The 24,059-nt window shown below is 48.8% G+C and carries 17 protein-coding genes; 12 read left to right on the top strand and 5 right to left on the bottom strand.

Annotation, left to right across the window (positions count from 1 at the left end; all coding sequences use genetic code 11):
* The first annotated feature begins 87 nt into the window (after positions 1 to 87).
* The gene (locus tag IE117_RS18175; RefSeq protein ID WP_189565891.1) at positions 88 to 816 is read left to right on the top strand and encodes a porin family protein; all 729 of its coding nucleotides are present in this window, start codon (positions 88 to 90) and stop codon (positions 814 to 816) included.
* A 192-nt stretch (positions 817 to 1,008) separates the two neighbouring features.
* Here the strand turns inward: IE117_RS18175 and IE117_RS18170 are convergent, their stop codons facing one another.
* Positions 1,009 to 1,410, bottom strand: a complete 402-nt coding sequence (locus tag IE117_RS18170; protein WP_189565890.1) for a LytR/AlgR family response regulator transcription factor — start codon at positions 1,408 to 1,410, stop codon at positions 1,009 to 1,011.
* A gap of 371 nt (positions 1,411 to 1,781) precedes the next feature.
* Between IE117_RS18170 and pheS the strand changes: the two genes are divergently transcribed.
* Positions 1,782 to 2,822, top strand: a complete 1,041-nt coding sequence (gene pheS / locus IE117_RS18165; RefSeq protein WP_189565889.1) for a phenylalanine--tRNA ligase subunit alpha — start codon at positions 1,782 to 1,784, stop codon at positions 2,820 to 2,822.
* Between the two features lie 81 nt (positions 2,823 to 2,903).
* On the opposite strand, the gene IE117_RS18160 is transcribed toward pheS, so the two are convergent.
* A complete protein-coding gene (locus IE117_RS18160; RefSeq protein WP_189565888.1) occupies positions 2,904 to 3,635 on the bottom strand; it encodes an esterase family protein in 732 nt (243 codons plus the stop codon).
* Positions 3,636 to 4,088: 453 nt separating this feature from the next.
* On the opposite strand from IE117_RS18160, the gene clpB reads away from it, so the two are divergent.
* A complete protein-coding gene (clpB, locus tag IE117_RS18155) occupies positions 4,089 to 6,695 on the top strand; it encodes an ATP-dependent chaperone ClpB (protein ID WP_189565887.1) in 2,607 nt (868 codons plus the stop codon).
* A 133-nt stretch (positions 6,696 to 6,828) separates the two neighbouring features.
* Positions 6,829 to 7,392 carry a type 1 glutamine amidotransferase domain-containing protein gene (locus tag IE117_RS18150; RefSeq protein WP_189565886.1) on the top strand — a complete coding sequence of 188 codons (564 nt, stop codon included), beginning with the start codon at positions 6,829 to 6,831 and terminating at the stop codon, positions 7,390 to 7,392.
* 98 nt (positions 7,393 to 7,490) lie between these two features.
* Here the strand turns inward: IE117_RS18150 and IE117_RS18145 are convergent, their stop codons facing one another.
* Positions 7,491 to 8,900 carry a dicarboxylate/amino acid:cation symporter gene (locus tag IE117_RS18145; protein WP_189565885.1) on the bottom strand — a complete coding sequence of 470 codons (1,410 nt, stop codon included), beginning with the start codon at positions 8,898 to 8,900 and terminating at the stop codon, positions 7,491 to 7,493.
* A 170-nt stretch (positions 8,901 to 9,070) separates the two neighbouring features.
* Between IE117_RS18145 and IE117_RS18140 the strand changes: the two genes are divergently transcribed.
* The gene (locus IE117_RS18140; RefSeq protein WP_189565884.1) at positions 9,071 to 10,438 is read left to right on the top strand and encodes a hypothetical protein; all 1,368 of its coding nucleotides are present in this window, start codon (positions 9,071 to 9,073) and stop codon (positions 10,436 to 10,438) included.
* Positions 10,439 to 10,659: 221 nt separating this feature from the next.
* On the opposite strand, the gene IE117_RS18135 is transcribed toward IE117_RS18140, so the two are convergent.
* Positions 10,660 to 11,970, bottom strand: coding sequence for a dicarboxylate/amino acid:cation symporter (locus tag IE117_RS18135; protein ID WP_189565883.1), 1,311 nt, complete (start codon positions 11,968 to 11,970; stop codon positions 10,660 to 10,662).
* A gap of 206 nt (positions 11,971 to 12,176) precedes the next feature.
* Positions 12,177 to 13,430, bottom strand: a complete 1,254-nt coding sequence (locus IE117_RS18130; protein ID WP_189565882.1) for a C45 family autoproteolytic acyltransferase/hydrolase — start codon at positions 13,428 to 13,430, stop codon at positions 12,177 to 12,179.
* 466 nt (positions 13,431 to 13,896) lie between these two features.
* Between IE117_RS18130 and IE117_RS18125 the strand changes: the two genes are divergently transcribed.
* The 7 genes from IE117_RS18125 (at position 13,897) to IE117_RS18095 (ending at position 23,937) form a co-directional block, all read left to right on the top strand.
* A complete protein-coding gene (locus IE117_RS18125) occupies positions 13,897 to 15,210 on the top strand; it encodes an aspartate aminotransferase family protein (protein ID WP_189565881.1) in 1,314 nt (437 codons plus the stop codon).
* A 104-nt stretch (positions 15,211 to 15,314) separates the two neighbouring features.
* Positions 15,315 to 16,271, top strand: a complete 957-nt coding sequence (locus IE117_RS18120) for a carbon-nitrogen hydrolase family protein (RefSeq protein WP_189565880.1) — start codon at positions 15,315 to 15,317, stop codon at positions 16,269 to 16,271.
* Positions 16,272 to 16,328: 57 nt separating this feature from the next.
* Entirely contained in the window at positions 16,329 to 19,091 is a 2,763-nt protein-coding gene (locus IE117_RS18115) for an aminotransferase class I/II-fold pyridoxal phosphate-dependent enzyme (protein ID WP_189565879.1), read from the top strand.
* Positions 19,092 to 19,200: 109 nt separating this feature from the next.
* On the top strand, positions 19,201 to 20,676 hold the full coding sequence (locus IE117_RS18110; RefSeq protein ID WP_189565878.1) for a biotin carboxylase: 1,476 nt from the start codon (positions 19,201 to 19,203) through the stop codon (positions 20,674 to 20,676).
* Between the two features lie 207 nt (positions 20,677 to 20,883).
* On the top strand, positions 20,884 to 21,321 hold the full coding sequence (locus IE117_RS18105; protein WP_189565877.1) for a hypothetical protein: 438 nt from the start codon (positions 20,884 to 20,886) through the stop codon (positions 21,319 to 21,321).
* A 201-nt stretch (positions 21,322 to 21,522) separates the two neighbouring features.
* The gene (locus IE117_RS18100; protein ID WP_189565876.1) at positions 21,523 to 22,437 is read left to right on the top strand and encodes an ABC transporter ATP-binding protein; all 915 of its coding nucleotides are present in this window, start codon (positions 21,523 to 21,525) and stop codon (positions 22,435 to 22,437) included.
* A gap of 156 nt (positions 22,438 to 22,593) precedes the next feature.
* The gene (locus IE117_RS18095; protein WP_189565875.1) at positions 22,594 to 23,937 is read left to right on the top strand and encodes an ABC transporter permease; all 1,344 of its coding nucleotides are present in this window, start codon (positions 22,594 to 22,596) and stop codon (positions 23,935 to 23,937) included.
* The last annotated feature ends 122 nt before the right edge of the window (positions 23,938 to 24,059 follow it).

Raw genomic sequence — 24,059 nt, 5'->3', positions numbered from 1 at the left:
TTGGTTCGTTCTTGAATAGCCAGGTTTCTTTTCTTATTTAAATGCGGCCTTAAAAAACAAACCAACGTATCAACAAAAACCCCAGCCATGAAAATAAAAAAAACCATTATCATCTTACTTGTTTGTTGCCTGTGCGGCACCGTTTCTATCGCCCAAAACCGTCAGGGGGGTGGATTCGCTTTTGGGGTAAAGGGAGGCATGAACCTTTCGCAGCTTACGATGGGTAATTTTCTGACGACCCGATACGACGCCAATGGCAATCCCTTTCTCAAATACAACGGTCAGGAAGTTCGCGATAACATCCAGGAAAGTCTGGATAGCCGAACGGGCTTTGCCGGAGGAGTATACATGCGCTTCGGTCGCCATCTTTATGTGCAACCGGAGGTTTTGCTTTCCACCAAAGGGGGAACGTTCGATATTATCCAGAATGACGGCGACGTTCCGGTTAGGCAACAGGTCGATGTTCGTTTCAGCAGCATAGATGTACCTATTCTGATCGGCCTGAAAGGAGGGCCATTCCGAATCAATGCCGGGCCGATGGCCTCGTTTAGGGTTGGCGATAATCAGAAGCTGCGGGATGCCTTCCAGCAATATACCTCAGGGGGATTGAACGATGCGCTTTCTCAGGCCGTGTACGGTTATCAGGTCGGAGCAGGACTGGATATATTTGGCCTCAGCATCGACGTCCGTCGGGAGGGTACTTTTACCGATCTGGCAAGCTTTAAAGTCAATAATCAGCCAATTGGCGGGGCCAGTACCACAGTCAAGCAGAAACTCAGTTCCTGGCAGGTGACGCTGGGAATCAAGTTAATATAGCAAGTTAATATAGTTGGAGCGACAGAGCCACAAAGTTGGGTTTTAGCCTTCCCTTTGTGGCTCTGTCGCTTTGGTACTTTATCGCTCATCACGTTCAAAAACAAAACAAGCAGCCGTCGTACAAGCGATGGCTGCTGTTTGCGATTTAACCCACTAAAAATGAAGATCTCTGATTTTTGTAATCGGGATTAATCAGGCCGAAATCCGGCTTTCCCTCTTGTCCAGTATCTCAATTATCTCTTTCATCTTCCGACGCGACACGAGAGCTTTCTTCCCACAGGACATCGTGATGACTCTGTCTTCGTCCATACGCTCAACAATGAAGTTCGTGTTGATGATATATGATTTGTGAACTCTCAGAAAATTTCCGTCGAGATGTTCCGTCAGGCTTTTGAGTGTCCTGGACACCAAGTACCTCTTTCCCCGGCAGGTGTGGATAAATGTATAATTGCCTTCACCTTCCAGACAGGTGATGTCTTCAGGCTTTAATAGCATCGTCTTTCCCGTCAGATGTACAGCAATTTCCCGGGTGATAGTGGATCTTTTTACGAATGGAGCGGGGACAGGAAGTGTATAATTGGAGAAGTTATTCATAACGTTAAGGGCGTTTGAGTTTGTAGAATTGAATAGGTCAAATTTAATGGATGAATTCACCCAAAAAAACTGCGTAGAACTACGCACCGATATATAAAACACTGATATTCAATTTGTTAAATTTTATTTACTTTTGAAAAGGGGTAGCGCCACTTAGTAAATCAGGTATTTCTACGTGTTGTGTATTTCAAAACAAATTGTTCATTTTAGTGAGTAAGTAGAGGTGTTTTTTAAAAAGGCGTGATGATTTGCAATCACTGAGCGCTCAATATTTGGTTACCTTTGTACCTGCGGTCCCTCAAACATCCGGATCAGGGAGCTCTCGAATTAAAAAGTAGGTCAACTCGAAGCACTAATTCATTCACTCTACCATGCTTGCAGAAAAGGTAAACGAACTGCTAACTGAGGTAAATCAAACTCAGGTCAACACGAAGGAAGCACTTGAAACCTACCGACTTCGGTTTCTGAGTAAGAAAGGTGTAGTTTCAGATTTATTCAGTAGCCTCAAAGAGGCCGCACCCGAAGACCGCCGCGCACTGGGTCAGATCCTGAATAATTTAAAAAACCGAATTCAGGAACGCTTCGAGGAATTCAGTGCTGACCTAGAAGGAAACCAATCGGGTGATGCAGGACCTTCAATTGATTTTACTCTGCCCGTGGTTCCCGATCAGATGGGCAGCCTGCACCCGTTGACCATCGTAAGACGACGTATAATCGAGATCTTCGAGCGAATGGGATTTAACGTGGCTGATGGGCCCGAAATCGAGACAGACTGGTACAACTTCGGAGCGCTCAACTTTCCGGACAACCATCCGGCTCGTGAAATGCAGGACACTTTTTTTATCGAGAAAAGCCAAACGCACGTTAGTGAGGACGTGCTGCTGCGCACGCATACGTCCAATGTTCAGGTGCGGCTGATGGAGCACAAAAAACCGCCCATCCGCTCGATCATGCCTGGCCGTGTATTTCGGAACGAAGCCATTTCGGCCCGTGCTCACTGTATTTTCCACCAGGTAGAGGGACTTTACGTGGATACGAACGTCAGCTTTAAGGATTTGAAGGATACTTTGTTTCATTTCGCCAAAGAAATGTTCAGTAAAGACTCCCAGATAAGGCTGCGTCCCTCCTATTTCCCTTTCACCGAACCCAGCGCCGAGATAGATGTCTCCTGCTTTATTTGCAAAGGCGCAGGCTGTAACGTTTGTAAGTACTCCGGTTGGGTGGAGATTGCCGGATCCGGCATGGTAGACCCCAACGTACTTTCCAACTGTGGCATCGACCCGGAAGAATACACCGGCTTTGCTTTTGGGATGGGCATCGAACGCATCGCCATGTTACGCTATGGAATCAAGGACCTGCGTTTCTTTACAGAGAATGATGTCAGATTCCTGGGGCAATTCAAGGGGGCTTAGCACACTCTTACTACCAAGACGGAGTGGTCACTGGAAATCTGCCGGCGTAAGCCCTGCCCGCTTTGTAGCATTGTGCCTCTTTCAGAACTTCGTCTCCAGATAGTGGGCCATCATCCGGTGCCAAACCCACCATTCATGCGGCATATCGTGCCCCCAGATATCCAGTTCATGATAGACATTTTTTGAATTCAGAATCGCCGAAATATGACGGGAGGAATCCGGATTTTCGTAATCACCTGACCCCGAAACGAAGTAGATATGGCGGCTCTTGCGATATAAGTCCAGGTGCCACTGCGCATTGAGGTTCCTGAGATAATGCGTGGGCGAATTAAAATATACGTTGTCGTCGTAGTAGCCATTCGTGTAGACACTCAGATCGTAACATCCGCTGAGCGCCAATACCCCCTGTATCAGGTCAGGATGCTTGAAAAACAGATTAGCGGCCTGAAGTGCGCCCATTGATATCCCACAACCGATAACCGGAGTTTCGGGGCTGGTACTGGCTGAAATAAAAGGAATAACTTCACGAATAATGTAGTCGTTGTAATCCTGATACCTGGCGGCCTGCTCGCAACCTGACATGAAAGGATTGAGCCAGCTTTCACCATTGATGCTTTCCACACAGAATAGCTTCACCTTTCCTGAATCCATGTGGGGACGTATCGAATCAATAAGGCCAAAATTTTCGTATTCCAAGTGATCAGAAGCCGCGGTAGGTACCATCAACAGCGCTGTACCATAATGACCGTACACCGCAATCCTCATTTTCTTATTGAGTGATGGGCTGTGCCACTCGACAATTTCTCGCTGCATAAGGGTGTGTTAAAAAGGTAGAGGGAGTTGAAAATTGCAAAGAATGAATATTGCGATTGATAGATTAGATGGTAATATTCGTACCAAACGGTATTTCCTCAACCTATTTCTGTCGGTAGCTGATAAAACATCGACCTACTTACAACATCAGCACGATACAAAGGTTGACCGATTATCTACGCTCTCCAAATAATACAATTTTATTCCTTGTAATTCTTCCTTTTATTCAATTGCATGCTCATTTAAGCAGATTTTTTATCACCTTCCCACCCCTGGCCAGTAATTGACATATTGTCACCTCTAAGTACCAACCCTCCTTAATAAAATGTCATTTTGGCACTAATTGTAGAAAAAAGGGGACAGTAACAGCCATTTTTGCGGGCTCAATGGATCGGTATGTGCTTTTTTGAATTAAAAATGTAGTAGATAGTCAACAATTTTAGGAATAGAGTCATGAACTTTGATCAATATACCATCAAGGCCCAGGAAGTAATCCAGAAAGCCTTACAGATTGCCCAGTCGAATCAGCAGCAGGCTGTCAACACGGGGCACGCATTGCAATCAATCTTACAGGAAGATGTCAACACCTCCACCTTCCTGATGAATAAGCTGTACGTCAATCAGGAGGTGCTCGCGCAGGCCCTGGAAGCAATTGTGAAAGGCTACCCAAAGGTAAGCGGAGCACAACCGTATCTGGGTACCGGCCTGACGGATGCCCTCAACAAGTCTCAAACGTATTTGAAAGATTTCGGCGATGAGTTTGTAAGTATTGAACTGTTATTGCTTGGGCTATTAGCAGGCAAGGACTCGGTCGCCAAGCTGATGAAAGACGCCGGATTCAAGGAAAAAGAACTTATCGCAGCAATCAAAGAACTTAGAGGTAAAAACAATCCCGTGAAAGATCAAAATGCCGAAGCCAAGTACCGCTCTCTGGAACGGTACAGCAAAAACCTGAACGAACTGGCACAGGCCGGAAAAATCGACCCCGTCATTGGCCGTGACGAGGAAATCCGCCGCGTGTTACAGATTTTAAGTCGCCGTACCAAGAACAACCCTATTCTTATCGGTGAGCCTGGTGTGGGCAAAACGGCCATCGTGGAAGGACTCGCACAGCGCATTGTGCAGGGCGATGTCCCCGAAAACTTGAAGTCAAAGATCATCGTATCCCTTGACATGGGGCTGCTCATTGCGGGAGCCAAGTATAAGGGTGAATTCGAAGAACGCCTCAAATCGGTCATCAAAGAAGTCACTGACTCCGAGGGTGAAATCATTTTGTTCATTGACGAAATCCATACGTTGATCGGTGCAGGGGGCGGGGGTGAAAGTGCGATGGATGCCGCCAACCTTCTGAAACCCGCATTGGCAAGGGGCGAACTCCACGCCATCGGTGCAACCACGCTGAAAGAGTACCAGAAGTACATGGAAAAAGACAAAGCGCTTGAGCGCCGATTCCAGGTTGTAGTGGTAGATGAGCCATCCGTGGCGGATGCCATCAGCATTCTGCGTGGAATTAAGGACAAATACGAACTCCACCACGGGGTACGGGTTCAGGATGATGCCGTTATTGCCGCAGTTGAACTCTCCAATCGCTATATCAGCGACCGGTTCCTGCCCGATAAAGCCATTGACCTTATGGATGAGGCAGCCTCAAAGCTACGGCTGGAAATGGATAGCGTTCCGGAGGAGCTTGATGAGTTGAACCGCCGCATCATGCAACTGGAAATCGAGCGGGAAGCCATTCGGCGGGAAGATAACAAGGACAAGGAAACTGTCCTGAACAAAGAAATTGCCGACCTCAGCGAGGAGCGCGACGCCTTGAAAGCCGAATGGGAAAACGAAAAAGGGGTAGTTAATGAAATACGCAGCCTGAAAGAATCGCTTGATCAAATGAAGCTGGAAGCCGAGCAGGCCGAACGCAGCGGTGAGTTCGGTAAAGTAGCCGAAATCCGGTACGGACGCATACCCGAGGCGCAGCAGAAGTTGGATGAGCTGCAGAAAGCCGAAGGTGACCGGCGATTGATGCAGGAGGAAATCGGTGCGGAGGATATTGCAGAAGTTGTGGCAAAATGGACAGGAATCCCCGTTCAGAAAATGCTTCAGAGTGACCGCGAGAAACTACTCCATCTGGAAGACAGACTGCACCAACGCGTAGCCGGACAGAACGAAGCAATCGAGTTGGTATCCGACGCCGTGCGCCGCAGCCGCGCAGGCTTGCAGGATGCCCGGCGACCCATCGGTAGTTTTCTGTTCCTCGGTCCGACGGGCGTCGGTAAAACCGAATTGGCAAAGACCCTCGCCGACTACCTGTTTAACGACGAAAATTCCATCGTGCGCATTGATATGAGCGAGTATCAGGAGCGCCATGCCGTCAGTCGATTGGTCGGAGCCCCTCCGGGCTATGTGGGCTACGATGAAGGCGGCCAACTGACGGAAGCCGTGCGTCGCAAACCGTACAGCGTGATACTGCTGGATGAAATTGAGAAAGCGCATCCCGACGTGTGGAACATTCTGCTGCAGGTGCTGGACGATGGCCGCCTGACTGACAACAAAGGGCGGGTCGCCAATTTTAAGAACACGATCATTATAATGACGTCTAACATTGGCAGCCACATTATTCAGGAGAAGTTTGCCGAAGACGAGGGATGGAACCACAGCCTGATCATCGAGGAAACCAAGCAAGCTGTTCTGGAACATTTGAAAGCTTCCGTGCGGCCCGAGTTTCTGAACCGAATCGACGAGATCGTACTCTTCGAGCCTCTGACAAAAGACAACATCCGGATGATTGTGGACATCCAGTTCAAAGGAATTCAAAAGATGCTGGCCGAGCAGGGCATTACCCTCGATGCCACTGACGAAGCTTTAACCAAACTTGGTGAGGAGGGCTTCGATCCTGCCTTCGGTGCGCGCCCCCTCAAAAGGGTACTTCAGCGGAGTATTCTCAATGAATTGTCCAAAGGTATTCTGAGTGGACAGGTTGCCCGAGACTCCGTCATCATGATGGAACTGAACGACTCAGGTGAAATCGCATTTGAGAACGTCGGTGGCGGTGTGGAGATATAAGGACAGAGTCCATGGTGCCATGAGTCCTGACATAAATTAATAAGAGAAAGCGCGTACCAACTGGTGTGCGCTTTTTTGTTTTGGCACACCCTTTTTAGGTAATGCCAATAAGTACCAATAAATAGATACAATCATGGAAAATACCCTTAATAAAATGAAAATAGCCATCCTCGTAACAGATGGCTTTGAACAAGTTGAATTGACTAAGCCACGCGAAATGCTGGATGCTCAGGGCGCTACCACTCACGTGATTTCGCCGCAAAAAGATGAGGTGAAAGCCTGGAATAGCATTGATTGGGGAGAGAAGGTGAAGGTGGATGTACCGCTGGATAATGCCCGTCCCGAATACTACGATGCACTTCTCCTGCCTGGTGGCGTGATGAACCCAGACACATTGAGAACCAATAAAGAGGCTATTGCCTTTGTGAAGGCCTTTTTTGATGCCGGAAAACCCGTTGCCGCCATCTGTCACGGCCCTCAGCTATTGATTGAGGCTGGGGTGGTCAAGGGGCGTAAACTCACCTCGTTCCCATCGCTGCAAACCGACCTCAAGAATGCCGGTGCCGAGTGGGTTAATGAAGAAGTAGTCGTTAGCGACGGTTTGGTTACGAGCCGTAAGCCTGATGACATTCCCGCTTTTAATAAGGCAATCGTAGAGCTATATAGTCAGCAGTTGGCTGAATCCAGTCACGCATAGCCAAAGCAATGTGGGATTAAAGAAGGCGGCGACTGTAAACAATCATATGATTGTTTACAGTCGCCGCCTTCTTGTTTGAAGGTCAGAACGTTGTATTTCTAATGTTCCAGGATTTCTTCAATTATGTCTTCCTCTACCACCTGATCAGACATTTGCATTTTGGAGTCGTCAAGTTCTCCTTCCCAGCGAGCGATTACCGTTGTAGACAGACAGTTGCCTATTACATTGACCGACGTCCGGGCCATGTCCATCAACTCATCAATTCCCATAATGAGGAACACAGGCCACTCAGGCAAGCCGAAGTTTGCCACAGATCCCAGCAAAATGACCAGCGTGGCGCGGGGAATACCCGCCACGCCCTTACTCGTAAGCATGAGCATGAATACCATCGCGATCTGCTGGCTGATCGGGAAGTCAACGCCCGCCGCCTGAGCAACAAAAATGGTTGCCAGCGAGAGGTATAAAGTAGACCCGTCGAGATTAAAGCTGTATCCTGTTGGAATCACAAAAGAAACTATTTGCCGTGGCACACCGAAGGCCTCCATTTTCTCCATTGCCTTGGGCAGAGCGGCCTCCGAACTCGTGGTGGCAAACGCGATTGAAACAGGTTCGGCAATCTGCTTGGCAAACTTGATGATAGGTACTTTGGCGATCAGCGCTACGGGTACCAGCACCAGGATGATAAAAGCGAGCAGAGCGCAGTAGAGCGTTACAAGCAGCATAACCAGGTTGCGCAACACGTCGATCCCCATGTGACCGACGGTTTCGGCGATGGCCGCTCCCACCCCAATCGGAGCAAAGAGCATGACGATGTTGGTGAACTTAAACATCACTTCCGCCAAGAGTTCGACTCCCGAAACGAATTTGTTCTTTTGGGCGGCAGGCAACATTGCCAGGGCCACACCAAAGATCACGCTGAATACCACTACCTGAAGAACCTCACCGTTGTAAATGGACTTCGCCAGGTTCTCGGGAAAGACATGGACGATAATGTCCTGCCAGGTTTGCGGCTCCACCGTTGGTAAGGTACCGGCAAGATCAGTCGGCGCCACGATGCCCGCGCCGGGTTCAAACCAATTGGCGAAAAACAATCCGATGAATAGCGCGATGGTCGTTACGATTTCGAAATACACCAGTGACTTCCAACCCATTCGGCCTACCTGTTTCAGGTCGGAATGTCCGGCAATGCCCGCCACCAGCGTCGCGAACAGTAGCGGCGCAATGATCGTTTTGATCAATTTCAGGAAGATCTGCCGCAGGAAGTGTAGATTTTTGGCAAGTTCAGGGAAGTCGTAGCCGATCTCGGTCCCAATGACCATCGCGACCAGAATGGAGGTAGTAAGGTTGCGCTTGATGAAGGCGTAGGCGAGAAGTCCGGCCATCGCCGACCAGCGCAGTAAAAGGAGGATACCCTCGGGAATGGCAATCAGGTTGTATTCATTGAGGACTGTAGCGATAGCCGCCACGGTGATCAGCCCCCAGTTGAGGAGGGTAATGTTTTTCTTCATACAGGATAGCTAGTAGAACCTTTGGTAAATAAGGCGGTAAACTTAGCAAAAAGGATGATATTTACTGCGTAGACAAGATAAATTAATTCTCATGTCCTTGGATCTGGGATTCTTTGAGGTTTGATTCATTTTGCTTGATCATTTGACCAATGAAGTGAAAATATTCAAATATGTTTAAAGGCAGCGGTGGGTTAACAGATTCAGAAAAATATTTAAAGTGGCTTTGCGATAAAAGTTTTCTTTCACTTTGGAGTCATGCGAATGTATTTAGACAGTCAGGAAGTGAACTCTGTGATTTGTTAGTTATATTTGGTGATGAAATAATAATATTTTCTGATAAATATTGTCAATTTCCAGATTCTGGGAATTTAGATCAAGATTGGAATCGATGGTTTCGAAGGGCAGTTGCGTCATCAGCAAAACAACTTTGGGGTGCAGAAAATTGGATAAGGAACCATCCAGAACGTATTTATTTGGATAATAAATGCCAGCACAAATTATCAGTTCCTATAGAAATCACAGAGAATACAAATTTTCACCTTGTTTTAGTATCTCATGGAGCTTCAAATAAGTGTGCTCAACTATCTGGTGGTAGCGGAAGTTTAATATTTTTTAATGAGATAAAAGGTTTTGATAATCACTCTTTTCCATTCCATATTGGTGATCTAGATGTTAATAAAACCTTTATCCATGTACTAGATGATAATACGCTTAACATTCTATTAAACAATAGAGATACAGTTGCTGATTTTTCAATCTATTTAAAAAAACGCAAAAAGTTTTTACGATCAGGGATAACTGTATTTTCAGCTGGCGAGGAAGAGTTATTAGCACATTATCTTAAATTTCTAAATATTGAGGGCGAACATGATTTTGTATTACCCAACAATCTAGAATCAGATTCAGCAATAGCCTTTGATGAGGGGCTGTGGATAAACTTTCAAGGAAGTAGCCAACGTCTAGCGCAGTTACAAGCAGATAGAAAGAGTTATATCTGGGATGATTTAATTGAAGAATTCAGTAGGCATGCAATAGCTGGAACACAGCATTATGTAAGTGAAGGAGGCTTTTTGGATAGCGAGAAGGCGATTAGATTCTTGGCTCAGACCACGCGTTTGGAGAGACGATTGCTATCCAATAATCTTTTAGATATCATAGAAACTACACCAAGTAATATGCGTAGACTTCGCGTAATCATACCCACAAATCCAGACAACATATATTATGTATTACTGCTTTTTCCTTGTTATGAATTGAAGGATAAGTATTCTTATGAAGACTACCGAGAATCAAGAAGATATTTTTTACAAACTTGTTGCATGATTACTAGACTAAAATATCCTGATGCAAATTATGTTATCGGAATCGCCATGGAATCGGGGTACCATTTTACAAAAAGGTCTGAGGATCTTATTTGTTTTGATTGTAATAATTGGAACGAAGGTTTAGAACGATCTGCACGAGAAGACCAAGAGCAATTAGGGATATTAGTGTCACCAAGCCGATTTGAATTTAATGAAAAGGAATACCCTGATTGACTCCCTTCCTGTTTCAGCTTATTTCCCTATTGCTTCATCATCTCAAGAGTCCTCTGCTCAAAATATGCCATTAACCGCTAAGATCGTGCCTTTCCAGTTTCTATTTTTTGCAATATGTATGATCAGTTTCTTTATCAGTTAATCGGTCGAGAATGGTCTCTGCAACCCTTTCATGCTGTTTACTACTTGCGCATTCCTAATTGTAGTGTTTTTTAAACAATTTAAGACCTTTCCACCAAATGATCATCCCAATCCTTTACCTTAGGTCCGGTAATTTTTCCTAAACTTTTTCCAACCAAAATTGCCACCGTGGCATCGCTGGTGACGTTGACCACCGTGCGGCACATATCGAGTGGGCGATCCACGGCAAAGATGAGCGCGATGCCCGCCGGGTTGACACCAATGGATTCCAGGACAATCACGAGCATCAGTATGCCGGCGCCAGGTACGGCAGCCGAGCCAATGGAAGCGAGGGTAGCTGTCAGCACAATAGTCAGTTGCTGACCTATGGTCAGGGCATCGCCAAAAGCCTGGGCAATAAAGACCGCTGCCACGGCCTGGTACAAACTGGTGCCATCCATATTGATCGTCGCTCCCACGGGCAGTACGAACGACACCACATCCTTATCTACACCAATGTGTTCCTCCACCCGTTCCATCGTTACGGGAAGCGTAGCGGCGCTGGAACTGGTCGAGAACGCCAGCAGTTGCGCCGGCGCCATACCCCGGAAGAAATCGCCGTACGAAATATTGGTAAAGATTTTGACCAAGGTGGGGTAAAACGCAAAAACCAGAACCGCCAGGCCAAAAACTACCGTAAGAGCATAGGCACCCAAAGCCTTGAACACATCGGGAGAAGGTGACTCCACTACCAACGCGGCCAGTAATGCGAACACGCCATATGGCGCAGCCAGCATGATGAGGTCAATCATTTTCAAAACTACCTCATTGACCCCATCAAAGAATCGCTTCACGGGTTCCGACTTCTCCGCAGGAATGAGGATGAGGCCAATGCCGAAAAAAACGACAAAGAAAATTACCTGAAGCATGTTGCCATTGGAGGCAGCCGCCCCGATGACATTATCAGGGACCACATCCACCAGAGCGCTGAGCGGACCCTTATTCTGATTTTCGTTGGCCCGACCCACATTTTGCTCGGCACTCACGCCAAAACTCGCCATGAGGTCGCTGCGCGTGGCTTCTTCAATGAAACTGCCGGGCTGCACAAGATTGACGACCAGCAGCCCCAGAGAAACGGCGATCAATGTGCTCATGATGTACAAGCCGAGGGTCCTGGTACCAAGCCGCGACAACTGCCGGATATCGTCCAAGTCGGACACGCCTTTTATCAGTGACGCAACAATCAGCGGAATGGCAATGAGCTTCAGCAGATTGATGAAAATCGTCCCCCAGGGCTTGATCCAGGCTACCACAAAATCACTGCCCCAGTCGAAACGCGAAAAAAGGTAACCAGCGAGTATTCCGGCCGCCATGCCGATAAGGATTTGCCAATGGAGCGCGAGCTTTTTCAATTAGTTGAAATTTGACAGTGAAGACAGAGCCGCCTGAGCGTTTGACATTTGATGCTATTCTTTCTTCCGAATACAGGCCGAAACAACAAATAGTGTTTGGCTGCAAATACGAAGAGATGTCCAAACATCGGCATTTCAGGCGGGAATTGCAATTTCTGTCATACAGGGAAAATCCCGCTACTCCATTATCCATTGACCACTCTCAACTATTCACTTTCCCACAAATCCGCCAGCATTTCCCATGGTACCTGGCCTCGCTTTTTAGTTTCCGAAGTGAATAACTCGAGCAGGCGGGTGAGTTCCTTGTCATCGGTTTTGCCCGAAGCATTGAGTACCGCCTGCGCGACATTCTTGGCCATAACCGCCGGATCACCAGTAGCCCAGGCCTGTCCGTACTGCGTCCAGAAATCGTCGGTTGCAGTGGGAGCATATGGAGGAATTTCCTGCGTTTTGCCATCGTCATTCGCAGTCACTGGCATCGCCGGGGCTTTCTCAGAATAGTGTACGGAGGTGATGCCATCTTTGAAGCTATCGAAAGTTTGCCGCAGGGTTTGTCCCGGCCAGCGCAGTTCCATGGCGCCTTCTGTCGGACGATAAACAGCCGTGTAGATGGTACCAAAACCCTCATTGAAGCGACGAGCGTAGAGCGGCGAATGGAGAAACGTTTGTATGGTAGTTTCGGCATCGGGTTTGGTTATTTTCAACAATTCCAGCAAAAACTTCTCCCGCTCGATAGTCTTGGAAAATTTCGCGTGCTCCGGCCAGTCGACTTCGCCCTGGTGGTTTGTGGACACGGGTGCGTCAGTAATTACCGCCGCGTGATCGGGGGCGAGTTGCAGCATCTTATGGTTGCCACTTTTATCCAGTACCATGATATTGTAGGCCATGTGCGATGGAATGCGTACCAGCGCTTCCACTGCCTCTTCGACATTACTACAAAATTCCAGCACGTAGCGCAAAATGAAGGGAATACCGAAGCCCTTCCCAACTACCCTACGCCCGCCAAAGGTCAAAGATGCCACCAGCCCGTCTTCATTTATACCATCCACCACACCCCACAGGCAGTCGCCGGTAGCCATCACCTGTTTACCATTCCAGGCACTATGCAGTACGGTACCTTCGCTGAGGTTGGGGTGATAATCGTAGTTCCGGACCAGCTGCGGCGGGTTTTGGGTCACGACCTGCGAACAGCCCGAAATGTAAGCCGGCGGCTGCCAACCGGTTAGAAAGCGTTCAGCCACAGGATCATTGCCCGCCAGCGCGCACAAGCGGCGGTAGGTAGGCATAAGTTCGGGCATATAGCGTTCCAGCTCCGCTACCGATGTGGCCAGGTCAGGATTGTTTGTGGCTCCTTTGGATTGAAACCAGGCACGGTAGGCGGGCCAGTGCAGGTTAAACAGTTGGTTCCATTTGGGGCCGGGTGTGGATTCGGAAATTGAATTAAAGTCGAGATTGAGCATGATAACTAAGTACTAGCAGATGTTTGGGTGGGTGGATGAAAAAGCGGTAATCCACGGTGAGAGCTGCGCGGAATAAGACTGGGACTTAGAACGTTTGCCGGGGCGGTTAGTTCAAACTCAATTTTCTTTTGTGGCCTATTTTACGTATATTTGAGAAACGCAGTCAATTGCCCAAAGCATTTTATGAGTGAAGCTTCACTAAATACCAGCTTACCCACCTACTATTTTCTTCTTCTGAATAAAAGACGCCTCGGCAGGGGAAGTTACTTCTAGCATTTCCGATTGCTGATCAGAATTTCAGTCTGCTTGGCGGCCTTTGAAACCCTTCCGCACCACGTTCAACGTCTGGTGCTCCTGGTTCTGTTTAATCATAGTCAGCTATTCCTTATTGTTTGAAAATTCCGAATGTGGAATTTTCCAGATACCGCTTTGCCGTAATCTCCAAACTTATTAATGATCTACCCTAATGATAACCGAAGTCACTAAATCCCAGGAATTATTTAAAAGAAGAAAAAATGCCGTAGCCAATGGAGTTGGCGTTTTCAATACGGCCACCGCCCGAGATGCCAAGGGGGCAATCATCACCAACGAAGACGGCGAGGAACTTATCGATTTTGCGGGCGGGATCGGTGTTGTTAACGCCGGCCACTGCCCTGAGCCCGTCGTGGCTGCCATCCGTGAACAGGCAGGCAAGTACCTGCACACCAGCTTCAATGTCGTCACTTATGAGCCATACATTGAACTTTGCGAGCAGCTGTGTGAAATTCTGCCGCACGGCGAAAGTACCAAGGCCATGCTTGTAAGCACGGGTGCTGAGGCGGTGGAAAACGCCATCAAGATCGCCCGAATGGCAACCAAACGACAGGCAGTCTTATGCTTCACGGATGCTTACCATGGCCGTACCATGATGGCGATGACGCTAACCAGCAAAATAAACTACAAAATCGATTGCGGGCCTTTTGCCCCGGAAGTGTACCGCCTGCCCTTTCCAAATTTTTATCGTTACGGCAACGGTCTGAGTCTCGACGATTATATCGATCAGGAGCTCCGCCGCCTCGACGACAGCGGCCATAATCTTATTGCTCCCGGTAGTTTGGCAGCAATCATTCTGGAACCCATCCAGGGCGAGGGGGGCTTTTACGCCGTCCCACAACGCTACCTCGAAGGACTCCGCGCCTACTGCGACCAGCACGGTATCATGCTCATTCTGGACGAGGTGCAAAGCGGTTTTGCCCGCACCGGAAACTGGGCCAGCTGGCAGGAATACGGGGTCCAGCCCGATCTGAGTACTTACGCAAAGTCCATGGGCTCAGGTCTGCCCATCGCGGCGGTTGTGGGCCGGGCGGAAGTGATGGACGCGGCAGGGCCGGGGACCATAGGAGGTACTTATATTGGCAGCCCCATTTGCTGCGCGGCGTCGCTGGCTACCATTAAGTATATGAAGGAAATTGACCTGAACACCCGCGCCAAAGAAATCGGCAGGATGTTCATGGAGCGCTTTGAAAAACTCCAAAAGCAAGTGTCGGCCATCGGCGATGTGCGTGGGTTCGGTGCTATGAATGCCATCGAATTCGTAAAAAACGGCGACCCGACCCAGCCGGATGGCGACCTGTGCGACGAAATCGTCAAAGGGTGCGCCGAACGTGGCCTGGTACTTATTAGCGCTGGCACCAATAAAAATATAATCAGGGTACTTTCGCCGCTCGTCATTAAGGACGAACAGTTCACAAAGGGGCTGGATATCATGGAAGAAGTAATACTCAAGGTAACGAACTCCTAATAGTTTGGAATGTCGGGCTGTCGGAATCAGGGATTACGTATTGATTCCAGAGAACGACAATTGCATTCCGGCATTCACCAATTCACTCATTCAAAATCGATTAAATGAAACCATTTGCTATTGCGGGCATTCAGATGCGCGTATCGGCCACGTACCCCAACGTGGAAATGATGAAATTGAAACTGGACATAACCATGAACCTTTACCCTTGGGTGGAGATGGTTGTGTTCAGTGAGTTATGTGCCTACGGTCCGCTGCTGCACAATGCGCAGGAAGTACCGGGTGCTTTTGAGGCAGAAATGCAGGCGATGGCCAGAAAGCACAAGGTTTGGATATTGCCGGGTTCTGTTTTTGAAAAAAGGGACGGAAATATCTACAATACCGCCTCGGTCATTAATCCCGAAGGAGAAGTCGTGAAGCGTTACAGCAAGATGTTCCCCTTCTACCCCTTCGAGGTCGGCGTGACGCCCGGCAGCGAATTCTGCGTCTTCGATGTACCTGCGGTCGGCCGCTTTGGCGTATCGATTTGCTACGATATGTGGTTTCCCGAAACGATCCGCACACTCACGGTCATGGGAGCCGAAGTCATCCTGCATCCTACCATGACGGGTACCATTGACCGCGACGCCGAATTGTCCATCGCCCGCGCCATGGCAACCGTCAACCAATGCTACCTTTTTGATGTGAATGGTCTGGAAACGGGCGGAAATGGCCGCTCTATTGTCTGCGGCCCCGACGGGCGAGTGATTTATCAGGCAGGTAGTACCGAAGAGATTTTCCCCCTTGAACTAAACATCGAGCGGGTGAAACGCAGCCGGGAATTGGGCGTTTTGCGCCTTGGACAGCCTTTGAAAAGCTTCCGCGACCACATGGGAGATTTTACAATCTACCAAAAGGGACAAAAACACCCGTATCTGGAAGAGCTCGGGCCGCTGATAAAGCCCCAAAAACTCGAAACGCTGAGCGAACTCAAACAAAGGGAAAGCGAACTCGAAATACCTATCAGTGGCATTGCCTACAAAGGCGACGAGACCCTGAATTCTGAAATCACTTTTGAATGACCGAAAGCCGGGAAATTATTCCAAAAAAGGCCACACCCCAATATTCCTAAACTACCTATGAAAACCAAAAAGCCCCAATCTTCCTCCTATTTCAGTATCGGTCAGCTTCGGCTTGACCATTGGAACGAACTCAAAAATGAGTGCTCTTTCCTGGCGCGGGGCAAGCCTGATTCTAAACTCGCCAAACAACACAAAGCCCGAATCGAAGAGCTGCTGGATCATCTCAAAACGGTGGAGCGGTACTACACTTTTCCGGGAAGCGGGAAGGTCGAAAAGCTCCGCCATATGCTGACCCGGGATGAGCATACCGCATTGGCCCATAACGTGGCCGTAACTACCCGTCAGTTGGTAGGTGATGCCTATCGCAGTCATCCTTTGTCGGCTCTGGAAGAAGAAAGCGAGTACGGCGGGGTGCAGGAAATTCGGGAACTGGGCAACGGTACCGCAAAAAACTATTTCGAAGTACTTTTCGTCGAAGACATGACGCCCATCGACGAAACCGCTTTGCACGAAAAATTGCAAGATCTGCGCGACCCGAACGAGCAGTTCGTGTATGACGTCCTTGTGCAGCATTCATTTCAGGACGCGCTCATCGCTTTGATTTTCAACCATAACATTCAGGCCGTCGTAATACGGTATGCGCCCCCGTTCCTGTCAGAAAATATTTCGCCGCTCATCAAGCCCTATATCCAGAACGTCCTGAATATCGATCTGGAAGAGCGTTCGGAGGCCGATCTCGGTCCGCTGCTGGGAGAGTTGGTGAAGCAATTCCGGCCCGAGCTGGACACCTACTATGTCACGGACACTTCACTCAATGATTTAAAAGACAGCACTTTGCAAACTTTTCAGCGAATCTACTATCGCCGGGAAGATTTACAGGAGTTGCACTTGGGCATCATTCGCGGCATCCGTGAGCGGTACGCTACGCCGTTTTTCAGTGCCTTGAAAGAATACAGCCAAAAGCCCACCGGCGTCTTTCACGCGATGCCGATTTCGCGCGGAAACTCGGTATTCAAATCCCGCTGGATCAAGGACTTCGGCGATTTTTATGGTCGTAATATGTTCCTGGCCGAGACGTCCTCCACCACCGGTGGGCTGGATTCGCTTTTGCAACCTACGGGTTCATTGAAAAAAGCCCAGGAAATGGCATCGGCGGCTTATGGTTCTCAGCATACCTATTTCGTGACCAATGGTACTTCTACGGCTAACAAGATTGTTTTACAGGCTCTTGTAGAGCCGGAGGACTTGGTCTTGATTGACCGTGATTGCCACAAGTCGCACCACTACGGCATGGTACTGGCGGGCTCATATCCCGTATATCTCGACTCCTACCCCATCGAAAAGTACTCGATGTACGGCGCAGTGCCGCTGGCTTCGATCAAGGAAAAATTACAGCTACTCAAAGCCGCCGGACAACTCCACAAAGTCAAGATGCTGCTGCTCACCAATTGTTCGTTCGATGGGCTCGTCTACAATGTAGAGCGCGTGATGGAGGAAATTCTGGCTATCAAGCCAGACATGATTTTCCTTTGGGACGAGGCTTGGTTTGCCTATGCCGGTTTTACCTACGTTTTCAAGCAGCGCACCGGCATGTACACCGCCAAAAAACTTTACAATAAGTACCGGACGGAAAAGTACCACCTCAGCTATGCGGAGCACGTGAAGAAACTAGGAAAAGGCGAAGACCCCAAGATGCCCGATCCGGATAAAGTACGCATCCGGGTATATTCGACCCAAAGTACCCACAAAACCCTGAGTAGTTTCAGGCAGGGCAGCATGATTCATATCTGGGATGAAGATTTCCGCAAAAAATCGGAAAACACCTTTTTGGAAGCCTACATGACGCATACCTCCACCTCACCCAACTACCAGATGCTGGCCTCGCTCGACGTGGGGCGTCGGCAGGTTCAGTTCGAGGGGTACGAGATGGTGGAAAAGAGCATCGAAATGGCAATGGTACTTCGGGCCAAGGTCAACGATGATCCCCAACTCAACAAGTACTTTGACGTCCTGACCATTAAAGATTTCATTCCTGACCAGTATCGACAAAGCGGGCTGGGTGAATATTACGATAAGGAGAAAGGATGGAACCGCATGGAGGAAGCCTGGGAAATGGATGAGTTCATGCTCGACCCAACCAAAATCACGCTATTTATCGGACGCACGGGTGTAGACGGAGATACCTTCAAGAATAAGTACCTGATGGATCAATTCAACATCCAGATAAATAAAACTTCCCGCAATACGGTGCTGCTGATGACCAACATCGGTACCACACGCGGCAGCGTCGCCTACCTGACCAACGCCTTGCTGACCATCGCCCGGCAGCTCGACGAGGAATTCGAATCGCTGAACAATCGCGAGATGGAAATTGCCCAGGGAAAAATCTGGTCGATGACTGAAGACGTACCGCCACTCCCTGATTTCAGTCATTTCCATGACTCGTTCCGGGCCCTTCCGGGCGTTCCGGGCGGCAATTTGCGCGAAGCCTATTTCCTGGCCTACGACGAAGAGAACTTCGACTACATCTCTTTACCTGACTGTAAAAAGGCGGTGGACGAAGGGCAGGAACTCGTCGCTTCGTCCTTTGTAATCCCCTACCCTCCCGGATTCCCGGTGCTCGTACCGGGCCAGGTAGTTAGCCCCGAAATCATCGACTTCATGCTGGCCCTCGATGTCAAGGAAATCCACGGTTTCCGCGCCGACCTGGGGCTGAGGATTTTTACCAAAACGATTTTGAATAGAAAAATCAAAACGATAGAAATCAACGCCAACGGCAAAAAGGAAACGAAGAAGGCAATCGAAGTCGCGGAAGCTTGAATTTGGTTAAGGGTCAAAGGGTTAAACGGCGCTATACGCTAATATTCGCCTTTAACCTTTTAACTATTAGCCATTTCACCCAATACTATTTTAACCATATACCCCAATTATGTCCCAAGAAATCAACCCTACCCCGGCCCTAAAAGGAATACCCGATATTCGCCGCTACTTTCACAAGAATGAAGTACCTCTGTACTTCATCAGCGCTACCAATTTCAATTTGTTAGGCGCCGATGAGTGGATCAAAGGCTTTAAGTTCATCTGTCATATCGAGTGTTTTGACGGGCTGCACCCCAATGTGTTTTCGCCTAAGGAGGAAATGCCGCACGACGAGTTTACGAGCATAGAGGACATCAATAACTACCTGCTGATGCACCCAGAGGTTCAGAACTACATCAAGCTTCGCGAGAAAAACGGGGTGGCGGGAAAGGTGATGTTCCTGATGTTTGATGAAAAAACCGAAGAACTGGCCAGGAAGCTGGGACTGGAAATCATGTTTCCGCCCGCCGAGATGCGCACGTTCATGGATAATAAGGTGAACACCAACCGCATCGCCGAAAAGGCGGGCGTAACTTGCGTGCCCTACGTTTTGTCCAAGGTTAAAAACTACAAAGACCTGGGTAAAGTCTCGAAAGACCTCGGAACCGACCTGGTGATCCAAACGCCCTTCGGCGACTCAGGTCACACGACTTTCTTTATCGCCAACGAGGAACAATACAATGAACACGCTGAGGAGATCGAAGCGGAGGCAGAAGTGAAAGTTATGAAGCGCATCAACTGCCGGGGTTCGGCCATTGAAGCCTGCGTGACCAAACACGGTACCGTCGTAGCACCTCTGATGACGGAATTGGTGGGTTTCAAAGAACTCACCCCTTACAAAGGCGGCTGGTGCGGCAATGAAATATTTCCCGATTCGTTCCCACCTGCCATCCGCCAGAAAGCCCGGAAGTACACGCAGCTTTTCGGCGACCAATTGCGTAAGGAAGGCTACAAGGGGTATTTTGAGTTGGATTTCCTGATCGACCAGGACAACGGCGAAATTTATCTGGGTGAATTAAATCCCCGGGTGACAGGTGCCAGTTCCATTACCAACCACGCTGTGTTTGCCCTGGCCGATGCCCCGCTATACCTCTTCCATATTCTTGAATGGATGGATGTGGAATATGAATTCAGCGTAAAAGCCATCAACGATCGCTGGGCGCGGCAGGAGAACTCCGACAGTTGGAGTCAGATGGTTATCAAGCACACCAAAAACACCATTGAATACGTCACGGAAGCCCCGCAGTCGGGTATCTGGCACATGTTTGACAATGGTCACATTCAATTCGACCGCATGGACACGCACCGTCGGGCCGTGGAGAGCGAGAACGAGGCATTTTTCCTGCGCATCACTAAGCCGGGTGATTACTTATACGAAGGGGCTGATATGGGTATTCTGGTGGCGAGGGGCCGCATGATGACCGAAGACTTCCTGCTCACCGATCGTGCCAAAATGTGGATCGATGCCATTCATGGTAAGTTTGCCTCAACGCTGATCGAGGACAAAAGAGAAATGCCAGATCTGATCGGGAGTTTGACGAAGTAAGCACAGTATCGACACAGTATGACGCGCCAAAGCCACGAAGTGAAAAAGACTTTGTGGCTTTGGCGTTTTACGGCTCTAATACTCTGATCACACAGCCAAAACGACCGATTAGTCATTGATTACAAGCTTTCTGTTGTTTCTGTGGCTGATTTAGTTTAGTTTGGCTGAAATTAATCTAAACCTCCTCCCTCAACTATACGATTACACATGGAAAAAGAACTTCCCCTCGAAAAAGAAATGCGCGACTTGTTCGCCAAATTCCCCGCCTTCCCTGATAGTCTGGTCGAAATACTAGTAACGGTGGCCCCCTGGGGAGCCCTGATAGGTGCAATTTTTGGCATTCTCGGCTTTTTAGGGCTGGTAGGTGTGGGCTCTTTTGTGAGTGTTGCTTCGATCGGCGTTGGTGCCTATGGCTCAACCTGGAAAATGTGGGTCAGTATCATCGGGCTGGGCATCGTCGCGGTAATTTACCTATTGGCGTTTTCTCCACTTCGTGCCCGAAGCAAGCGCGGCTGGGACTTGATGTACTACGCTTTTTTGCTCAATCTGGCGATCAACCTCATCACTTTCAGCTTCTTCTCATTAATTTTAAGCTTCATCATCGGCGGCTGGATTTTGTTCCAGGTACGTCCCAAGTACGTTTGATTACACTAAAAAGCGATAATGAAACGAGTGGAAAACATTCCACTCGTTTTTTTTATTTACCACTTATCCCAATTCCGGCACCTTTGTTGAAATCACCTTTGTACCGGGACGTAATCCTTTGCAATTTTGAAGCCGCCAACCATACCTTCACCCCAGCAGATTGAGCGAAGCCGTTGTTTCGCTCCTACCAAATCGGACTAAATGAATATCCTTGAAACCCACCATATCGTCAAAGACTACGCCGAGCACCGGGCGCTGGACGACGTGAGCATCAACATTCCAAAGGGCAGTATCTTTGGACTCCTCGGACCGAATGGCGCAGGGAAAACCTCGCTGATTCGCATCATCAACCAAATCACCGGACCGGATGAGGGCAAAGTACTCTTTGACGGACAGCCGCTCAATGAAGACCACATCCGCCGCATCGGTTATCTGCCCGAGGAGCGTGGCTTGTATAAAAAGATGAAAGTCGGCGACCAGCTGCTTTATCTGGCCCGGCTGAAAGGCCTTTCCAAAAGCGAGGCAATGGACAAGCTGAAAATCTGGTTCACGAAGTTCGATATCAAAACCTGGTGGGACAAGCAGGTTTCGGACCTGTCGAAAGGAATGCAACAGAAAGTACAGTTCGTGTCGACCGTCCTGCATCAGCCCGATCTGATTATTCTGGACGAGCCATTCTCCGGCTTTGATCCCATCAATGCCAATCTCATACGAGACGAGATTCTGGAGCTGCGCGAAAAGGGCAGCACCATCATATTCTCGACCCACCGGATGGAAACCGTCGAAGAATTATGCGACTACATCGCCCTCATCCATCGCTCGAAGAAGGTACTTGACGGCCCGAAGAAGCAGATCAAGGAACAATTCAAGACGAACACATTTTTTGTGGAGCACAGCGGCACCCTGAATGGCCTGGCTGAGCTGTATCAGATCACCGAGTCGCGTGTGTTGCCGGCCGGCCTGACCCGCAGCCAGATACGGCTCCCCGAAGGTGGCTCGCCCAACCAGCTTTTGCAAGACCTCCTCCCCAAAGTAGAAATACACTCGTTCGGCGAAAACATTCCGTCGATGAGCGATGTGTTCATGCGGGCGGTGAATGAAGTACCTGAATCCTGAGTTCGGTCGGAAAAAGGGAATTTCTCCCGAAACGCTCCTTTTGACTGCTTAAAAGAAACTGGATATTTAAACAACCTATCTACCGACTTATAAAACCTTTTCCCTTTGTGCGATCCGGCATCACGACGGGTTCGCTTTGTGGTTCAAAAAATTGATATGAAAAATATTCTCCTGGTTCTCCAACGCGAATACCTGGTGAGGGTGAAGAAAAAATCCTTCATCATCATGACTTTCCTGACGCCTTTTCTGTTCGTGGGCTTCTATGCCGCTATGATCTGGATTGCCATCGGCAGCACGGAAAGCAAAACCATTGAAGTACTTGATGAAAGTAAACTCTTCATCAACCAGTTCAAGGACACGGAAGAACTCAAATTCACTTATATCAATGAGCCGCTGGATTCGGCAAAATCAGCCTTTACTACCAACAAGGGAAGCGGAGTCAACGCTCTGGTATTTATTCCGAAAGATGTCCTTGATCACCCGAAGGATGTCCGCATCTACGCTGCCAAAAACGTAAGTCTTGACCTTAAAAGCGACATAGAGAAAACCATCGAGCGGCAAATCGAGAACATTAAGCTCACGGAGGCGGGTATTACCCGGAAAATTATCGAAGATGCCCGCGTAAACGTCAGCTCTGAAACAATCAGTCTGAACGAGGAGGGGGAGAAAAGCAGCAGCTCCGGCGCGGCGACAATTATCGGTGGTATTTGTGCATTCATGATCTACCTATCGGTATTCGTGTACGGCACGCAGGTCATGCGCGGTGTCACGGAAGAAAAAACCAGCCGTATTGTTGAAGTAATTATCTCATCGGTCAAGCCTTACCAACTGATGATGGGCAAGATCGTGGGGGTCGCCCTCGTGGGTTTGACCCAGTTTGTACTCTGGATTTTGCTTACTGTGCTGTTCATCTCGGCGGCTGGCTATGCATTCAAAGACAAAATGGGAGACAACCCTCAGGCAAAGATTGAGCAGGTCCAAAAGAGCATGCCCGCGGGCGGAGCCATGAGTACTGCCGCCACTTCCGCTGGTAATGACAACCCTGTCACAGAGGTACTTGGTGCGGTGAGCAGCCTCAACATACCTTACATCATCGCTTGCTTTTTATTCTACTACCTGGGGGGCTACTTCTTTTACAGTGCGCTTTTTGGTGCGGTAGGTGCGGCAGTGGACAATGACGCCGATACGCAGCAGTTCATGCTGCCCATTACAATGCCCATCATTATTTCTTTCTTTTTTGCGCAATTCGCCCTGCGCGATCCCGATGGACCGCTGGCCTTCTGGGCCTCCATCATTCCTTTCACTTCACCCATCGTAATGATGGTTCGGGTGCCATTCGGAGTGCCCGGCTGGCAGCTGGCCTTGTCCATGATTCTGCTGGTTCTGGGCCTGATGGGGACGGTGTGGCTCGCTGCCCGAATTTATCGGGTTGGCATTCTCATGTATGGCAAGAAGGTGTCTTACAAGGAATTGGGCAAATGGATATTTTATAAAATTTAATGGTACTGGTAATCGCCACCTTCTTGGTTAAAAGGGTAAGGGTTAAAAGGTTGAAGAATGTTGTACAGGATATTACTGATATTCGTAGAACGACGTTTGACCTTTAACCTTTTCACCCTTAC

The sequence above is a fragment of the Persicitalea jodogahamensis genome, assembly GCF_014651615.1.
GTDB lineage: Bacteria > Bacteroidota > Bacteroidia > Cytophagales > Spirosomataceae > Persicitalea > Persicitalea jodogahamensis.
Note: the sequence above shows the minus strand (reverse complement) of the source record. Positions and strands in the feature narration are given on the sequence as shown.